Here is a 14377-nt window from a genome sequence, read left to right as displayed (position 1 = left end):
CGACGCCCCTCCTCTCGATCAGTCCTGGTGACCTCAGCCCTCCTCAGGGCCGTTGTCCTTGTCGTCGCCGGCCGCCGGAGCCTCGTCGGCACCCTCGGCCTTGACCGTCTGCGCCCCGGGCTGGGGCTCGGCGACGGCCACCCGCGCGGGGCGGATGGTGCGCTCGCCGATGCGATACCCGGGCTGCAGGATCGCCACGCAGGTCGTCTCGGTGACGTCCGGCGCGTACGAGTGCATCAGGGCCTCGTGGATCGTCGGGTCGAAGGGCTCGCCCTCCTTGCCGAACTGCTGCAGACCCATCTTCGCCGCGACGGTCTCCAGCGACTCCGCGACGGACTTGAATCCGCCGACGAGTTCGCCGTGGTCCCGGGCGCGGCCGATGTCGTCGAGCGTGGGCATGAGCTCGGTCAGGAGGTTCGCGACGGCGATCTCCTTGACCGCGATCCGGTCGCGCTCGACCCGGCGGCGGTAGTTCTGGAACTCGGCCTGGAGCCGCTGGAGGTCCGCGGTGCGCTCCTCGAGCGCCTTGCGCACCTGGTCCAGCTGGGCCGTCAGGCCTGCGATCTGTGCTGCGTCCCCGGCCGGGGCCGCCCCCTCCCCCGTGGAGGAGGAGGCGGCCTTCGGCTCGGCGTCGTCGGGGGTGGCGCCGGAGGGGACGTCGGGCTTCTCGTCGAAACCCGGGGTCTCCTCCGTCACGCGGCACCGTCCTTACGGTCCTCGTCGACGATCTCGGCGTCGACGACGTCGTCGTCGGCCTTCGGGGCCTCGGCACCGGCGGAGTCGCCACCGGCGGCCTGCGCGGCCTGGGCGTCGGCGTACATGGCCTGGCCCAGCTTCTGCGAGACGGCGGCGACCTTCTCAGTGGCCGTGCGGATCTCGGCGGTGTCCTCGCCCTTGAGCGCGGCCTTCAGCTCCTCGACGGAGGCCTCGACCTCGGTCTTGATCTCGCCGGGGACCTTGTCCTCGTTGTCCTTGAGGAACTTCTCCGTCTGGTAGACGAGCTGCTCGCCCTGGTTGCGGGACTCGGCGGCCTCGCGGCGGGCGTGGTCCTCCTCCGCGTACTTCTCGGCCTCCTGGCGCATCCGGTCGACCTCGTCCTTCGGCAGCGAGGAGCCGCCGGTGACGGTCATCTTCTGCTCCTTGCCCGTGCCCAGGTCCTTCGCGGTCACGTGCATGATGCCGTTGGCGTCGATGTCGAAGGCGACCTCGATCTGCGGGACACCGCGCGGGGCCGGCGGCAGACCGGTCAGCTCGAACATCCCGAGCTTCTTGTTGTACGCCGCGATCTCGCGCTCGCCCTGGTAGACCTGGATCTGCACGGAGGGCTGGTTGTCCTCGGCGGTGGTGAAGATCTCGGACCGCTTGGTCGGGATCGTCGTGTTCCGCTCGATGAGCTTGGTCATGATGCCGCCCTTGGTCTCGATGCCGAGGGACAGCGGGGTCACGTCGAGGAGCAGGACGTCCTTGACCTCACCCTTGAGGACACCGGCCTGGAGCGCGGCGCCGATGGCGACGACCTCGTCCGGGTTGACGCCCTTGTTGGCGTCCTTGCCGCCGGTCAGCTCCTTGACGAGCTCGGCGACGGCGGGCATACGGGTGGAGCCACCGACGAGGACGACGTGGTCGATCTCGTTGATGTTGACGCCGGCGTCCTTCATGACGTTGAAGAACGGGGTCTTGCAGCGCTCCAGCAGGTCGGCCGTCAGCTGCTGGAACTGAGCCCGGGTGAGCTTCTCGTCCAGGTGCAGCGGGCCCTCGGCGGAGGCGGTGATGTAGGGCAGGTTGATCGAGGTCTCGGTGGAGCTGGACAGCTCGATCTTGGCCTTCTCGGCGGCCTCGCGCAGACGCTGGAGCGCCATCTTGTCCTTGCCGAGGTCCACGCCGTGGCCGGCCGCGAACTGCTTGACCAGGTAGTCGACGATGCGCTGGTCCCAGTCGTCACCACCGAGGTGGTTGTCGCCGTTGGTGGCCTTCACCTCGACGACGCCGTCGCCGATCTCCAGGAGGGACACGTCGAAGGTGCCGCCACCGAGGTCGAAGACGAGGATCGTCTGGTCGTCCTTGTCGAGGCCGTACGCGAGCGCGGCCGCGGTGGGCTCGTTGACGATACGGAGGACGTTCAGACCGGCGATCTCGCCGGCCTCCTTCGTCGCCTGACGCTCGGAGTCGTTGAAGTACGCGGGGACGGTGATGACCGCGTCGGTCACCTTCTCGCCCAGGTAGGACTCGGCGTCGCGCTTCAGCTTCTGCAGGATGAACGCGCTCATCTGCTGCGGGTTGAAGGTCTTCCCGTCGAGCTCGATCTTCCAGTCCGTGCCCATGTGGCGCTTCACGGAGCGGATGGTCCGGTCCACGTTCGTGACCGCCTGGCGCTTGGCGACCTCGCCGACGAGCACCTCACCGTTCTTCGCGAAGGCGACGACGGACGGCGTGGTCCTGGCACCCTCGGCGTTGGTGATGACGGTGGGCTCGCCGCCTTCGAGAACGCTGACGACCGAGTTGGTCGTGCCCAGGTCGATGCCGACCGCACGTGCCATGGTGAATTCCTCCAGCTGACTTGAGTGGAACGGACTCAAGTGTGCATGACGTCCGCGAATGGGTCAACAGACCTGAGTCGCGGCGACTCAACTCTTATCCGTTCCTTACACGCAACTGGCCTGTGACCTGCGGCGACGCAGGCCCCCTAGGGGAAGAACCAGGGATCCGCAGCAGCGCCACCACGACCCCGAGCACCCCCGCGCCGACCCACAGCACCCCCGATTCGGCGACCCACCCCACATGCACGAGCACCCCGACGAGCACCCCGGAGAACGCTCCGAGCCCGAGCAGCACGGTCACCCCGGCGGGCGTCAGCCCCAACCGCCGCAGCCGGTGCGCGAGATGGTCGGGCCCACGGCGCAGCAGAGGCCGCCCCCCGAGCCGCCGCGCCAGCACCACCAGGATTACGTCCGCACTCGCGACGGCCGTGAGCGAGAACAGCACCCCCGCGCTGGACGCGAGCCCGTACCCGGCCCGCGTGAACACGGCGGCGGCCGCGAGCACGAACCCCGTGAACAACGACCCGCAGGCCCCGAGCCCGACCCGCGCGGGATGCCAGTTGTGCATGAGGAACCCGGTGAGCGCGGCGGCGAGCACGCTCAGCAGCACCGCGAGCCCGTCCATCACCTCGGCGGCGGCACAGGCCCCCACCCCGAAGGCGGTGACGACCCCGACGGTCCCGGCGAGCGCGTCGGCGTGATCGAGGGCCCGGAACCCGAGGGCGACGAAGGTGACCCACCCGACCGCGAGCAGCCCGCCCCCGATCCCGGTCTCCCCGTACGGCACGACGCAGGCGGCCGCCACGGCCGTACCCACCACGAGCACCCGGGCCTTCACCCGCCGCACGTCGGCGACGAGCCCCAGCAGGGCGACGGCCACCCCCGCGACGACCAGCCGCCCGACCTCACCCCCGAGCCGGGCGACCCCCGCCCGGTCCCCGGCGACCACGACCACACACGTGGTGAGTACGACCGCGACACCCCCGAAGAGCGGCAGCGGCCGCTGCCGACGCCGGTCGACGACGCCGAGGCGCAGGGCGGGCGCCCGGCCGAGGGCACTGAGGACGGCGGCGACGAGCAGGGCGGAGGTGGCGGCGACGATCCCGTAGAGCACGGATCTAAATTAGGGGCGAATGTATCAATTTGGTACGAATAACACGTTCAGATCTTTCCGGATCTTAAGGCAACCCTCAGCGATCCAGATCACTGCACGCCTGGCTACAGTGCGATGGAAGATAAGGGTAGTCTCAGACGGACTGCATAAGTTACCGCTTAGTAATAACCTCGCAGGCCCGAGGAGCCCCCAATGCAACTCGCCGCGATCATCGTGTCGCTGGTTCTGACCGTGGTCGGCGTCGCGCTGCTCGCACGCGCCATCGGTCAGTTCGTCCGGTACTTCAAACTCGGCCAGCCGGTACCCGCCGGCAGCCGTACCGACAACCCCTACCAGCGCAGTGTGACGCTGGTGAAGGAGTTCCTCGGGCACACCCGGATGAACCGCTGGGGCATCGTCGGCTTCGCCCACTGGTTCGTGGCCGTCGGCTTCCTGACGCTGCCGCCCACCCTGGCGCAGGCCTTCGGCCAGCTCTTCCAGGCGGACTGGACGCTGCCGATCGTCGGCGAGTGGCTGCCGCTGGAGATGTACACCGAGTTCATCGGTGTGATGACGGTGCTCGGCATCGCCGTACTGATCGTGATCCGCCTGCTGAGCCTCCCCTCCCGCCCCGGCCGCAAGTCCCGCTTCGCGGGCTCCAAGTCGGGCCAGGCCTACTTCGTCGAGTACGTCATCCTCACCATCGGCCTCGCGATCTACACCCTGCGCGGCCTCGAGGGCGCCATCCACCACGTGGACGGCTACGAGGCCTCGTACTTCGCGTCGTACCCGCTCGTCGCGGCCTTCAAGGGGCTGAGCGTCTCCGCGCTGCAGAACCTGATCTACCTGGTCGCGATGATCAAGATCAGCGTCTCGTTCATCTGGATGATCGTGGTCTCGCTGAACACCAACATGGGTGTGGCCTGGCACCGCTTCCTCGCCTTCCCGAACATCTGGTTCAAGCGCGAGTCCGACGGCGGTACGGCCCTGGGCGCGCTGCAGCCCATGACCTCCGGCGGCAAGCCGATCGACTTCACCGACCCGGGCGACGACGACGTCTTCGGCGTCTCCCAGGTCGAGCAGTTCTCCTGGAAGGGCCTGCTCGACTTCTCGACCTGCACCGAGTGCGGTCGCTGTCAGTCGCAGTGCCCGGCCTGGAACACCGGCAAGCCGCTCTCCCCCAAGCTGCTCATCATGTCGCTGCGCGACCACGCGCACGCCAAGGCGCCGTATCTGCTGGCCGGTGGCGGCAAGAACATGGAGGGCGAGGAGAAGGCGAGCGAGGAGCAGCTCAAGGACGTTCCCGCCGCCGCGCTCGCCGAGGCCGAGCGGCCGCTGATCGGCACTCTCGAAGACAACGGCGTCATCGACCCGGACGTCCTCTGGTCCTGCACCACCTGCGGCGCCTGCGTCGAGCAGTGCCCGGTCGACATCGAGCACATCGACCACATCGTCGACATGCGCCGCTACCAGGTGATGATCGAGAGCGCCTTCCCGTCCGAGGCCGGGACGATGCTCAAGAACCTGGAGAAGAAGGGCAACCCCTGGGGCCTGGCGAAGAAGCAGCGCCTGGAGTGGCTCAAGGAAGTCGAGTTCGAGGTCCCGGTCGTCGGCCAGGACATCGAGGACCTCACCGAGGTCGAGTACCTGTACTGGGTCGGCTGCGCGGGCTCGCTGGAAGACCGCGCCAAGAAGACGACGAAGGCCTTCGCCGAACTCCTCCACATCGCGGGCGTCAAGTTCGCGATCATGGGCGGCGACGAGAAGTGCACGGGTGACTCCGCCCGCCGTCTCGGCAACGAGCCCCTCTTCCAGGAGCTCGGCATGGAGAACGTCATGGCGCTGAACATGGCGTTCGGCGAGGAGCTCGACGACGACGGCAAGGTGGTCCCCGAGTCCGCCAAGCCCAAGTCGGCGAAGAAGATCGTCGCGACCTGCCCGCACTGCCTCAACACCATCGGCAACGAGTACCCGCAGCTCGGCGGCGACTACGAGGTCATCCACCACACCCAGCTGCTCCAGCACCTGGTGGATGAAGGCAAGCTGGTCCCGGTGACGCCCGTCGAGGGCATCATCACCTACCACGACCCCTGCTACCTGGGCCGCCACAACAAGATCTACACGCCCCCGCGCGAGATCATCGCGGGCGTCCCGGGCCTGCGCAACGAGGAGATGCACCGCCACAAGGAGCGCGGCTTCTGCTGCGGCGCCGGCGGTGCGCGGATGTGGATGGAGGAGCGGATCGGCAAGCGCATCAACAACGAGCGCGTCGACGAGGCCCTCTCCCTCAACCCCGACATCGTCTCGACGGCCTGCCCCTTCTGCCTCGTCATGCTGACCGACTCGGTCAACGGCAAGAAGAACGACGGCAAGGCCAAGGAGTCCATCCAGGTCGTGGATGTCGCTCAGCTGCTGCTGGAGTCCGTCAGGACGCCGGTGGACCCGGCGGGCGACGAGGCGACGGAGAGTGCACCGGAGCCGGAGCCGGTGAAGTAGGTTCTACGGCCGTCGCGACGCCCCCATGTCCTGCGTGGACGTGGGGGCGTCGGCGTTTCCCGCCGGAGCCTGTCCAGAGAACGCCAGGCGGCGGCTGACGGGCTCGATCTCGAAAGGCTCGCCGCCGAGGTCCACGCCGCGCTTTGCGAGTTCGGCGCGTGCCGCGTCCACGTCGTCGACGTGCACGGGGCCCGCGAGCAGCTCCACGTGGAACTCATCGTCGTCGGGCGGGCAGAGACAGGCGAGTCGGATGCCGACGTGGTGCCCGCCGAGCGAGGCGAACGGGCTGGTGGGGTTCCTCGGCGGATGTGCGGCCATGGGCATCGCGGTCGCTCCCGTCCGGTCCGGCCGTTCGGCGGCTTGCGGCTTGCGGCTTGCGGCTTGCGGCTTGCGGCTTGCGGCTTCGTTGAAACGCAGGGGGCGGCCCTCCACCGCCCATGGCCCGCCCACCCGTTGGCGGCTACGCGCCCTTCGGCGCCGCCGACTGCACCACCTCGAAGGACCACAGCGTCGCCCCGGACGCCGCCGGCTTCGGACGCTCGGCGCCCTCGCCGCCGCCCTGGTGCGCGGACTTCATCGACCCCTCCATCCAGGCCTTGAACGACTCCTCGTCCCGCCAGCGCGTGTACACGAGGTACTGGTCGGTGCCCTCGACCGGCCGCAGCAGCTCGAACCACTCGAAGCCGTCTGAGCCCTCCACGGCACCGGCCCGCGACGCGAACCGCTTCTCCAGGACCTCCCGCTGCTCGGCGGGCACGGTCAGCACGTTGATCTTCACTACGCTCATGGGCCTATCCTCGCCCACCCGCGATCCGGCTCAGTAGGCGGCCGTGAAGAGACAGGCCGACAGGACGGGGGCGAAGCCGCCTCCGGCGAGCAGCCGGGACAGCGTGGCGGGCTCCTGGCCGAGCAGGATGAGGGACCGTCCTCGGTCCCGGAGGGCGAACACCACCCCGCGCAGCCGCAGTTCGGCCACGACCGCCTCGACGTCCTCGACCTCCCAGCCCATCTGCGTGAAGGTGCCCGGCGAGGCGCCCGTGGACTGGAAGAGCGCGAAGTTCACGCCCCGCACCGGTGGAGCAGCCCGCCCGGCCGCTCGTCCACCGGCTCCATACCTCCACTGTGCCGCGCCCCACCGACACCGGCATCCACCCGACACCAAGGGTGCCGTCGGGAGCGGCCGGTCCGGGACTGTCCCCGGCCCTCGAACGCGGGCATCATTGCCCAGTCGTTGTCGACGGTACGGACGAGGTGAACGGTGCGCTTGCGAAGACGCGGGACGGGTACGACGACGGCCCTGTGCGGCGCCCTGCTCCTCGCCGCCTGCGGACCCGGCACCCACGCCTCCGCCGCCAAGCACACCCCCGTACGGATCGCGAACGCCCCCGCCAAGCTCCCCGTCCCCCGCGGCAAGGGCAGCAAGGTCGCCGACGACTTCAACGGCGACGGCAACCGCGACCTCGTCCTCGACGACCTGGTGAAGGCGCACGCCCACGCCGACGACGCGGGCATCGGCGTCGTCTACGGCAGCGGCCGCGGACTGGCCCCCGGAGCAAGGCAGTTGCTGAGCCCCGCCAGGTACGCGGCGCGCACCGAGGGCCAACTCCCCGCCGTCTTCGACGCGGAGGCGAGCTGCGACCTGAACAAGGACGGCTTCACGGACCTCGTCGTCTCCACCGATCCGCCCTACGACGGCCAGGGGCAGCCCCCGGTCCCGCTCCAGCTCCTCTTCGGCTCCCCCACCGGCCTGACCCGCGCCGTCCACCTCACCGTCCCGGCCGCCGCCCGCTTCGGCAACGACTGGCCCGACCAGCCGGTCTGCGGCGACTTCGACGGGGACGGCGCGGAGGACCTCGTACTGCACGCGTCCGCCGGCCGACTCACCTATCTGCGCGGCCCGTTCAGCCGTAAAGGCGCCCCTCACGCGACCACCGCGCCCATTCCCTCCCCCGGCGAGGTCCCCACCGCCCCGGCCGCCGACGTCGACCGTGACGGTTACGACGACCTGGTCGTCCGTGCCGCGGAGGGCACCGGCAAGGCGTCCGTGGTCCTCGGCGGCCCGGACGGCCCGACCCGCACCGGCACCACCCTCCCGTCCGGCATCGACGTCGCCCTCGGCCGCTTCGGCAGGGGCGGCGCGCTGGACGCGGCGGTCGGCGGCATGGGGGAAACGTCCCTGCGGTACGACCTCCCGGCCCCGACCCGCGCCACCCTCGCCTCCGCGGGCTCCATGCTCGACACGGCCGACTTCGACGGGGACGGGCTGAGCGAACTCGTCTCCAGCGGCTCGCGGCTACGGGTGTTCCGAGGCCGTACGACCGGACTGTCGACGACGGGCATGGTCATCGTCGAGCCGCCCGCCCGGGGGACGACGAGGGTGATCGCGGTGGGGGACTTCGACGGCGACGGGCGGGCGGACCTGGCGGTGCGGACGTACCGGGGAGAGACCAAGGACACCGTGGCCGTCTATCCGGGGGTGCGGAAGGGGCTGGTGGCGGAGGAGCCGGCGGTCACCTTCTCCAGTTCGGAGTTCCTGGCGGACGGGTGACGGGGTACGGCCCCGAGCACCCGGTCCTCAGCAGGTGACCGCCGGCCCGGTCTCACTTCAGGTGCCGGCCGAAGAAGCGGTCCCCGTCCACCAGCTCGAACCGCGGGGTGCCGAGGTGGCCGCCCAGGTTGGCGTGCAGCGTCTTCTCCTTGCTGCCGAAGGCGTCGAACAGGTCGAGGGCCCGTTGCCGGGGGTTGCCCTCGTCGTCCCACTGGAGCAGGAACAGCAGCGGGACGGTGACCTGGCGGGCCTCCTCGCGCTGGGCGCGGGGCACGTAACCCCCGGCGAAGAAGCCGACGGCCGCGATGCGCGGCTCGACCGCCGCGAGGCGGATGCCGAGGGCGGTCCAGCTCGTGTACCCGACCGGGCCCTCGATCCCGGGCAGTTCCAGGACGGCGTCCAGCGTGGCCCGCCACTCCGGGACCGCGTTCTCGACCAGCGGGCCGACGAGGGACTCGAAGATCTCGTCGATCCGGTCGACCGGATCGCCGGCCCGCATCGCCCGCCCGAGCTCGGCGCGGGCCTGCTCGGCGGCGGCGGAACGGGGCCGGTCACCGCACCCGGCGGCGTCGATGCTCACCACCGCGTAACCCTGCGCGGCGGTGTACCGCGCCCGGGCCACCAGCCGCGCCTCGCGCCGGGGCAGGCCGTTGTTGTGGGACATCAGGATCAGCGGGACCGGTCCGGCGGACTCGGGCGTCCACAGGGTGCCGGGGATCTCGCCGAGGGTGAACTCGCGCTCGAGGACGCCGTCGTCGAGGCGTTGTTCGGAAGTGAAGTGCATGGTCGTGCCCTTTCGGGAGTGCGCTGGAACGGCGCTCCCGGACGACGACCTATCGCCCGACCGCGACCCCGGAGGGGAGCACCCATGTCGATTCTGCGTTCACGGGTACCACCTCCTCTTACTCCGGCACGGCCACCGGCACGGTAGCAGCGGCCGCCACGGGCCGCCAACGGGTTTTCGCGGGCGTACGGAGAAGCAACAGGAGTCCCGGAAGTTCTTCGAACTCCCGTACAACCCAAGCCGCTTGCCGGGTGTCTCCTCATCGCGCGCACCGCGCGATGCCCGGGATCGACCCGACCCTTGGAGCCCCTCTTGACCACCCGTACCGGCACGGGCCTGCTGGCCGCCGCCCTCCTCGCCGCCACCCTGACCCCGCTCGCCCTGGCCGCCCCGGCCTCCGCGGCGGCGGCCAAGTACGCGGACGACTTCAACGGCGACGGCTACCGCGACCTCGTCCTCGGCGACCGCAGCGCCGCGGTGGGCGGCAGGTCGGAGGCGGGCGCGGTCGTGGTGGTGTGGGGTACGGCGTCGGGGCTGGACCAGACGAAGCGCACGGTCTACACGCAGAACAGCCCGGGGGTGGAGGGCTCGGCGGAGGCCCGCGACTTCTTCGGCGCGAAGGTGACCACGGCCGACCTGAACAAGGACGGCTACGCGGACGTCATCGCCACCTCGCCCGGCGAGGAGTCAGGCTCCCGGTACGGCATGTTCACCGTCCTGTGGGGCGCCAAGTCCGGCCTGACCAGCGGTAGTTCGTACACCATGGGCGGCGACGACATGTTCGCCAAGGACGTCGCGGTCGGCGACTTCAACGCGGACGGCAAGCTCGACGTGGTCGCCGTCGGGGACAACTACGTCTGGTACGTGCGCGGCCCGTTCACCAAGTCCGGCTCCCGCGGCACCGCCACCAACCTGGACCCGATCGACGGCGAGGACATCAGGCCCGAGCTCGTCGTCTCCGGCAAGGTCACCAAGGACGCCACCGCCGACTTGGCGGTGATCGGCTACGACGTGGACACCCGCACCAACCGCGTCTGGTTCTACCGGGGCAGCGGCAGCGGGCCGGTCAGGCCGCCGAAGAAGTACGGCCTGCCCGCCTCCGCCGACCTGGTCGGCTCCAGTGCCGTCATCGCCGACTTCGACAAGAACGGCTACGGCGACCTGGCCGTCGGCGTCTCCCGCTCCGGCAAGGGCGGCGCGGTCCACGTCCTCAAGGGCACGTCGACCGGCTTCAGTACGAGCATCAAGTCGCTCAGCCAGGACACGGCGGGCGTGCCCGGCGTCCGCGAGTCCGGCGACTACTTCGGCTACGACGTCTCGGCCGGCGACACCAACGGCGACGGCTACCCGGACCTCGCGGTGGGCGTGCCGAACGAGACCCTCGGCAGCGAGTTCTGGCGAGCGGGTGCCGTCACCGTCCTGCGCGGCGGCGCCTCCGGCCTGACCGGCACGGACTCCCGCCAGTACGACTACACGGCGGCCGGCTTCCAGCGCCCGACGGACGAGAGCGACTCCTGGTTCGGCGCCTCGGTCCTGCTGCGCGACCACAACCGCGACGGCCGCGCCGAACTCGTCGCCACCGCCCCGGAGATCGGCCGCCTGCACTTCTTCCCCGGCACCTCCTCCGGCCCCACCGCCACCGGTTCGAGCACGCTCACCGTCAAGCAACTGGGCCTGGGCACCCGCACCTACTTCGGCGCCGTACTCGCCGACTGACCAACTCCCGTACACAGACCACTACTTGGAGTCCCGGAACGTGAAGCACCCCCTGCGCACCACCACGGCCCTCGCCGCCCTGACCGTCGCGGGCCTCGCGCCCCTGACCCTGGCCGGTCAGGCCGCCGCCGCGCCCTCCGGCCTCTCCGGCGACTTCAACGGCGACGGCTACCGGGACGTGGCGATCGCCGCGCCCGCCGCCACCGTCAGCGGCAAGAAGTGGGCCGGGCAGGTCGCAGTCGTCTACGGCACGAAGAGCGGCCTCGACCCGGCCAAGCGCAAGGTGATCAGCCAGAACACCGCGGGCATCCCGGGCTCGGCCGAGACGGACGACGAGTTCGGCGACCAGGTCGCCGCCGCCGACCTCAACCGGGACGGCTACAGCGACCTCGTCGTCGGCGCCCAGCACGAGAAGACCGGCTCCGCCGAGGACGCGGGCACGGTCGTGGTCGTATGGGGTTCCGCCTCAGGCCTTTCCGGCGGTACGACGGTGAAGAACCCCCAGACGCTGTACGGCAGTTACTTCGGGCTGAGCATCGCGGCCGCCGACTTCACCGGCGACGGCAGGCCCGACCTGGCGATCTCCGCGCAGAGCGACTCGGAGAACCCGTCCTCGTACCGGGTCCGGCTGATCCGCGGCCCGTTCACCAAGTCCGGCTCCACGGGCGCCGTATCGACGTACTCCCCCGGCATCGACCGCCCCGTCCTGACCGCGGGCCGGGTCAGCGGCGACACCAAGGCCGACCTGGTGGTCACCGGGCAGAAGCCGAACAGCGACCACCTCGCCACCGCCGTCTACTACAAGGGCACCGCGAGCGGCCTGAGCAAGGCCGGCACCCTGCGCGCCGCGGCGACGGCGGCCATCGGCGACCTGGACAAGGACGGATACGGCGACATCGTCCTCGGCAACCCCGAGGACCCGGAGAGCGAGCCGTCCGCCTCCACCGGCGGCAAGATCCACGTCATCTACGGCACCGGGTCGGGGCCGAGCGCCAGCCGCCGGGTGTCGTACACCCAGAACACCGCGGGCGTGCCCGACTCCGCCGAAGTGGGCGACCGGTTCGGGGAGGCGCTGGCGATCGGCGACTTCGACAAGAACGGGTACGCGGACCTCGCGGTCGGCGCGCCCGGCGAGTCCTTCGGCGACGACAGCGACTACATCTCCTCCGCGGGCGCGATCACGCTGCTGCGCGGCTCGGCCTCGGGCCTGACCACGACCGGCGCCGTGTTCCTCACGCAGGAGAGCACCGGCGTCCCCGGCGCGAGCGAGGCCGGCGACAGCCTCGGCGCCACGCTGCTCGCCTCCGACGTCAACCGGGACGGCCGCGCCGACCTCACCGCGATCGGCGCGCAGGAGAACGACCCCGCGGGCGCGGCCTGGTTCCTGCCGGGCGCGGCGTCCACGCTCTACTCCACCACCGCGTCCAAGTCCTTCGGCCCGACCGCGCTCGGCCTCTCGACGGCGCAGGGAGGGGCGTTCGGCACCGATCTGGCGGGCTGAGCAGGCACTCCGGTCACGACAGCCGCGGAAATTTACCGAACGCACGTACAACCCTTACGCCTCGGCGAGGGTCTCCTGTTCGCGCCGTCCGGCCCGTGAATCCGAGGAGAACTCCCGGAGAACACGGGCCGGTACCGCACACCATCGACTGCGGATGCCCGCCAGGCATCCCCCGCATGCCGCAGGAGACCCGCATGCACAAGCCTCTGCGACTCGCCCTCGCGACGGCCACGGCCGCCGCTCTGACGGGCGGTCTGCTCACCTTCTCGGCCGTGTCGGCCACGGCCGCGGACTCCATGCACGTCCCGCAGGCCGACTTCAACGGCGACGGGATCGGCGACGTCGCCTTCTCGGCCGCCACCGCGTACGTCAGCGGCCACAAGAGCGCCGGCCAGGTCGTCGCGCTCTACGGCACCGCCACCGGCGTGTCCTCGGCCAAGCGCTCCACCATCAGCCAGAACACCGCCGGCGTCCCGGGCACCGCCGAGGCCGGCGACGAGTTCGGCTACGAGCTCGCCTACGCCGACTTCAACGGCGACGGCTACGACGACCTCGCGGTCGCCTCCCCGGACGAGAAGGTCGGCACCGACACCAACGGCGGTGCCCTCGCGATCCTCTGGGGCTCGGCGAGCGGCCTCACCGGCAAGAGCATCGACGTCCCGGACCCGGCCGCCGGCTCCCACGACTACTGGGGCAAGAACCTGGCCGCCGGCGACTTCGACGGGGACGGCAAGGCCGACCTCGCCGTCGGCAACTCGACCAGCACGATCTACGTCTACAAGGGCGGCTTCAGCACCTCCGGCACCCCCGGCGGCCGTACCACCATCAAGCCCCCGATCAGCTCGGGCACCAACTCCTTCCCGTACGGCCCGATGCACCTCACCGCCGGTGACGTCAACGGCGACGGCCGGACCGACCTGATCGTCGACGGGTACGAGACGAACACCTCGTACGGCTGGAACACCAACTACTACATCCCCGGCACCGCGAGCGGCCTGAGCGTGGCGTCCGCGTCGGTGCTCAAGACCGGTCTGGTCACCGGTGTCGGTGACATCAACGGCGACGGCTACGGCGACATCGTCAGCGGCGCCTCCTGGGACGCCAAGACCGGCGACGGCACGACCATCCCGGACTCCGCCAAGGGCGGCAAGGTGAACATCACCTACGGCACCGCGTCCGGGCCCGGCGCCACCACCGGCGTGACCCAGAACACCGGGAACGTGCCCGGCACTTCGGAGACCGGCGACGGCTTCGGCTGGGACCTCGACCTCGGTGACGTCAACGGCGACGGCTACGCCGACCTGGTCGTCGGCGCCCCCAACGAGGACATCGGCTCCGTCACCAACACCGGCATGGTCACCGTCCTCTACGGCTCGGCCTCCGGCCTGAACACCTCGACCGGCATGCAGGCCCTCGCCCAGTCCACGGCGGGCGTGCCCGGCGACGACGAGAAGGCCGACCTGTTCGGCGCCGACGTGAAGCTCGACGACGTCAACGGCGACGGCAAGGCCGACCTGCTGGTGGGCTCGTACGAGAACGCCGGCAACGGCGCGGTGACCTACCTGCCGTCCGGCGGCACGAAGATCGCCACGGCCGGTTCCCGCACGGTCTCCCCGAGCACCTCCGGCGTCTCCACCACGGGCAGCCCGCAGTTCGGCGCCCTGTTCGCCGACTGAACCGTCTTCCCCGGCCGGGCCCGCAC

Annotated in this window: 11 protein-coding genes and 1 pseudogene; 5 read left to right on the top strand and 7 right to left on the bottom strand. The window is 70.6% G+C overall.

Going from position 1 to position 14377, the window contains the following annotated elements; genetic code table 11:
* Nucleotides 1-33 precede the first annotated feature (33 nt).
* From grpE to ACQEWB_RS25785, 3 genes are all read right to left on the bottom strand, one after another.
* On the bottom strand, nt 34-696 hold the full coding sequence (grpE, locus tag ACQEWB_RS25795; protein ID WP_432834866.1) for a nucleotide exchange factor GrpE: 663 nt from the start codon (nt 694-696) through the stop codon (nt 34-36).
* Nucleotides 693-2537 (bottom strand): molecular chaperone DnaK, encoded by a 1845-nt coding sequence (gene dnaK / locus ACQEWB_RS25790; RefSeq protein ID WP_432834864.1) that lies wholly within the window; start codon nt 2535-2537, stop codon nt 693-695. Before dnaK ends, grpE begins: the two co-directional genes overlap by 4 nt.
* Before the next feature lie 94 nt (nt 2538-2631).
* Nucleotides 2632-3651 (bottom strand): MraY family glycosyltransferase, encoded by a 1020-nt coding sequence (locus tag ACQEWB_RS25785; protein ID WP_432834862.1) that lies wholly within the window; start codon nt 3649-3651, stop codon nt 2632-2634.
* Nucleotides 3652-3843: 192 nt separating this feature from the next.
* Between ACQEWB_RS25785 and ACQEWB_RS25780 the strand changes: the two genes are divergently transcribed.
* Nucleotides 3844-6126 carry a (Fe-S)-binding protein gene (locus ACQEWB_RS25780; protein WP_432834860.1) on the top strand — a complete coding sequence of 761 codons (2283 nt, stop codon included), beginning with the start codon at nt 3844-3846 and terminating at the stop codon, nt 6124-6126.
* A gap of 3 nt (nt 6127-6129) precedes the next feature.
* Here the strand turns inward: ACQEWB_RS25780 and ACQEWB_RS25775 are convergent, their stop codons facing one another.
* The 3 genes and pseudogenes from ACQEWB_RS25775 to ACQEWB_RS25765 form a co-directional block, all read right to left on the bottom strand.
* The gene (locus ACQEWB_RS25775; RefSeq protein WP_432834858.1) at nt 6130-6450 is read right to left on the bottom strand and encodes a VOC family protein; all 321 of its coding nucleotides are present in this window, start codon (nt 6448-6450) and stop codon (nt 6130-6132) included.
* Between the two features lie 136 nt (nt 6451-6586).
* A complete protein-coding gene (locus ACQEWB_RS25770) occupies nt 6587-6913 on the bottom strand; it encodes an antibiotic biosynthesis monooxygenase family protein (protein ID WP_432834856.1) in 327 nt (108 codons plus the stop codon).
* A 156-nt stretch (nt 6914-7069) separates the two neighbouring features.
* A pseudogene (locus ACQEWB_RS25765) lies at nt 7070-7278 on the bottom strand (VOC family protein); the annotation flags it as partial.
* Between the two features lie 106 nt (nt 7279-7384).
* Between ACQEWB_RS25765 and ACQEWB_RS25760 the strand changes: the two are divergent.
* A complete protein-coding gene (locus tag ACQEWB_RS25760; RefSeq protein ID WP_432834854.1) occupies nt 7385-8674 on the top strand; it encodes an FG-GAP repeat domain-containing protein in 1290 nt (429 codons plus the stop codon).
* A gap of 52 nt (nt 8675-8726) precedes the next feature.
* Here the strand turns inward: ACQEWB_RS25760 and ACQEWB_RS25755 are convergent, their stop codons facing one another.
* Complete coding sequence (locus ACQEWB_RS25755) at nt 8727-9458, bottom strand: dienelactone hydrolase family protein (protein WP_432834852.1); 732 nt, start codon at nt 9456-9458, stop codon at nt 8727-8729.
* A 312-nt stretch (nt 9459-9770) separates the two neighbouring features.
* Between ACQEWB_RS25755 and ACQEWB_RS25750 the strand changes: the two genes are divergently transcribed.
* From ACQEWB_RS25750 to ACQEWB_RS25740, 3 genes are all read left to right on the top strand, one after another.
* A complete protein-coding gene (locus tag ACQEWB_RS25750; RefSeq protein ID WP_432834850.1) occupies nt 9771-11174 on the top strand; it encodes an FG-GAP and VCBS repeat-containing protein in 1404 nt (467 codons plus the stop codon).
* A 40-nt stretch (nt 11175-11214) separates the two neighbouring features.
* Nucleotides 11215-12675 carry an FG-GAP-like repeat-containing protein gene (locus tag ACQEWB_RS25745; RefSeq protein WP_432834848.1) on the top strand — a complete coding sequence of 487 codons (1461 nt, stop codon included), beginning with the start codon at nt 11215-11217 and terminating at the stop codon, nt 12673-12675.
* Between the two features lie 194 nt (nt 12676-12869).
* Nucleotides 12870-14351 carry an FG-GAP and VCBS repeat-containing protein gene (locus tag ACQEWB_RS25740; RefSeq protein ID WP_432834846.1) on the top strand — a complete coding sequence of 494 codons (1482 nt, stop codon included), beginning with the start codon at nt 12870-12872 and terminating at the stop codon, nt 14349-14351.
* Nucleotides 14352-14377 lie beyond the last annotated feature (26 nt).

It is taken from the genome of Streptomyces sp. CA-249302 (assembly GCF_050936785.1).
GTDB lineage: Bacteria > Actinomycetota > Actinomycetes > Streptomycetales > Streptomycetaceae > Streptomyces.
Note: the sequence above shows the minus strand (reverse complement) of the source record. Positions and strands in the feature narration are given on the sequence as shown.

Bases quoted from the DNA above. Each gene is read 5' to 3' on its own strand.
- dnaK (WP_432834864.1), bottom strand. From the start codon at position 2,537: ATGGCACGTGCGGTCGGCATCGACCTGGGCACGACCAACTCGGTCGTC.
- ACQEWB_RS25780 (WP_432834860.1), top strand. From the start codon at position 3,844: ATGCAACTCGCCGCGATCATCGTGTCGCTGGTTCTGACCGTGGTCGGC.
- ACQEWB_RS25775 (WP_432834858.1), bottom strand. From the start codon at position 6,450: ATGCCCATGGCCGCACATCCGCCGAGGAACCCCACCAGCCCGTTCGCC.
- ACQEWB_RS25770 (WP_432834856.1), bottom strand. From the start codon at position 6,913: ATGAGCGTAGTGAAGATCAACGTGCTGACCGTGCCCGCCGAGCAGCGG.
- ACQEWB_RS25755 (WP_432834852.1), bottom strand. From the start codon at position 9,458: ATGCACTTCACTTCCGAACAACGCCTCGACGACGGCGTCCTCGAGCGC.
- ACQEWB_RS25740 (WP_432834846.1), top strand. From the start codon at position 12,870: ATGCACAAGCCTCTGCGACTCGCCCTCGCGACGGCCACGGCCGCCGCT.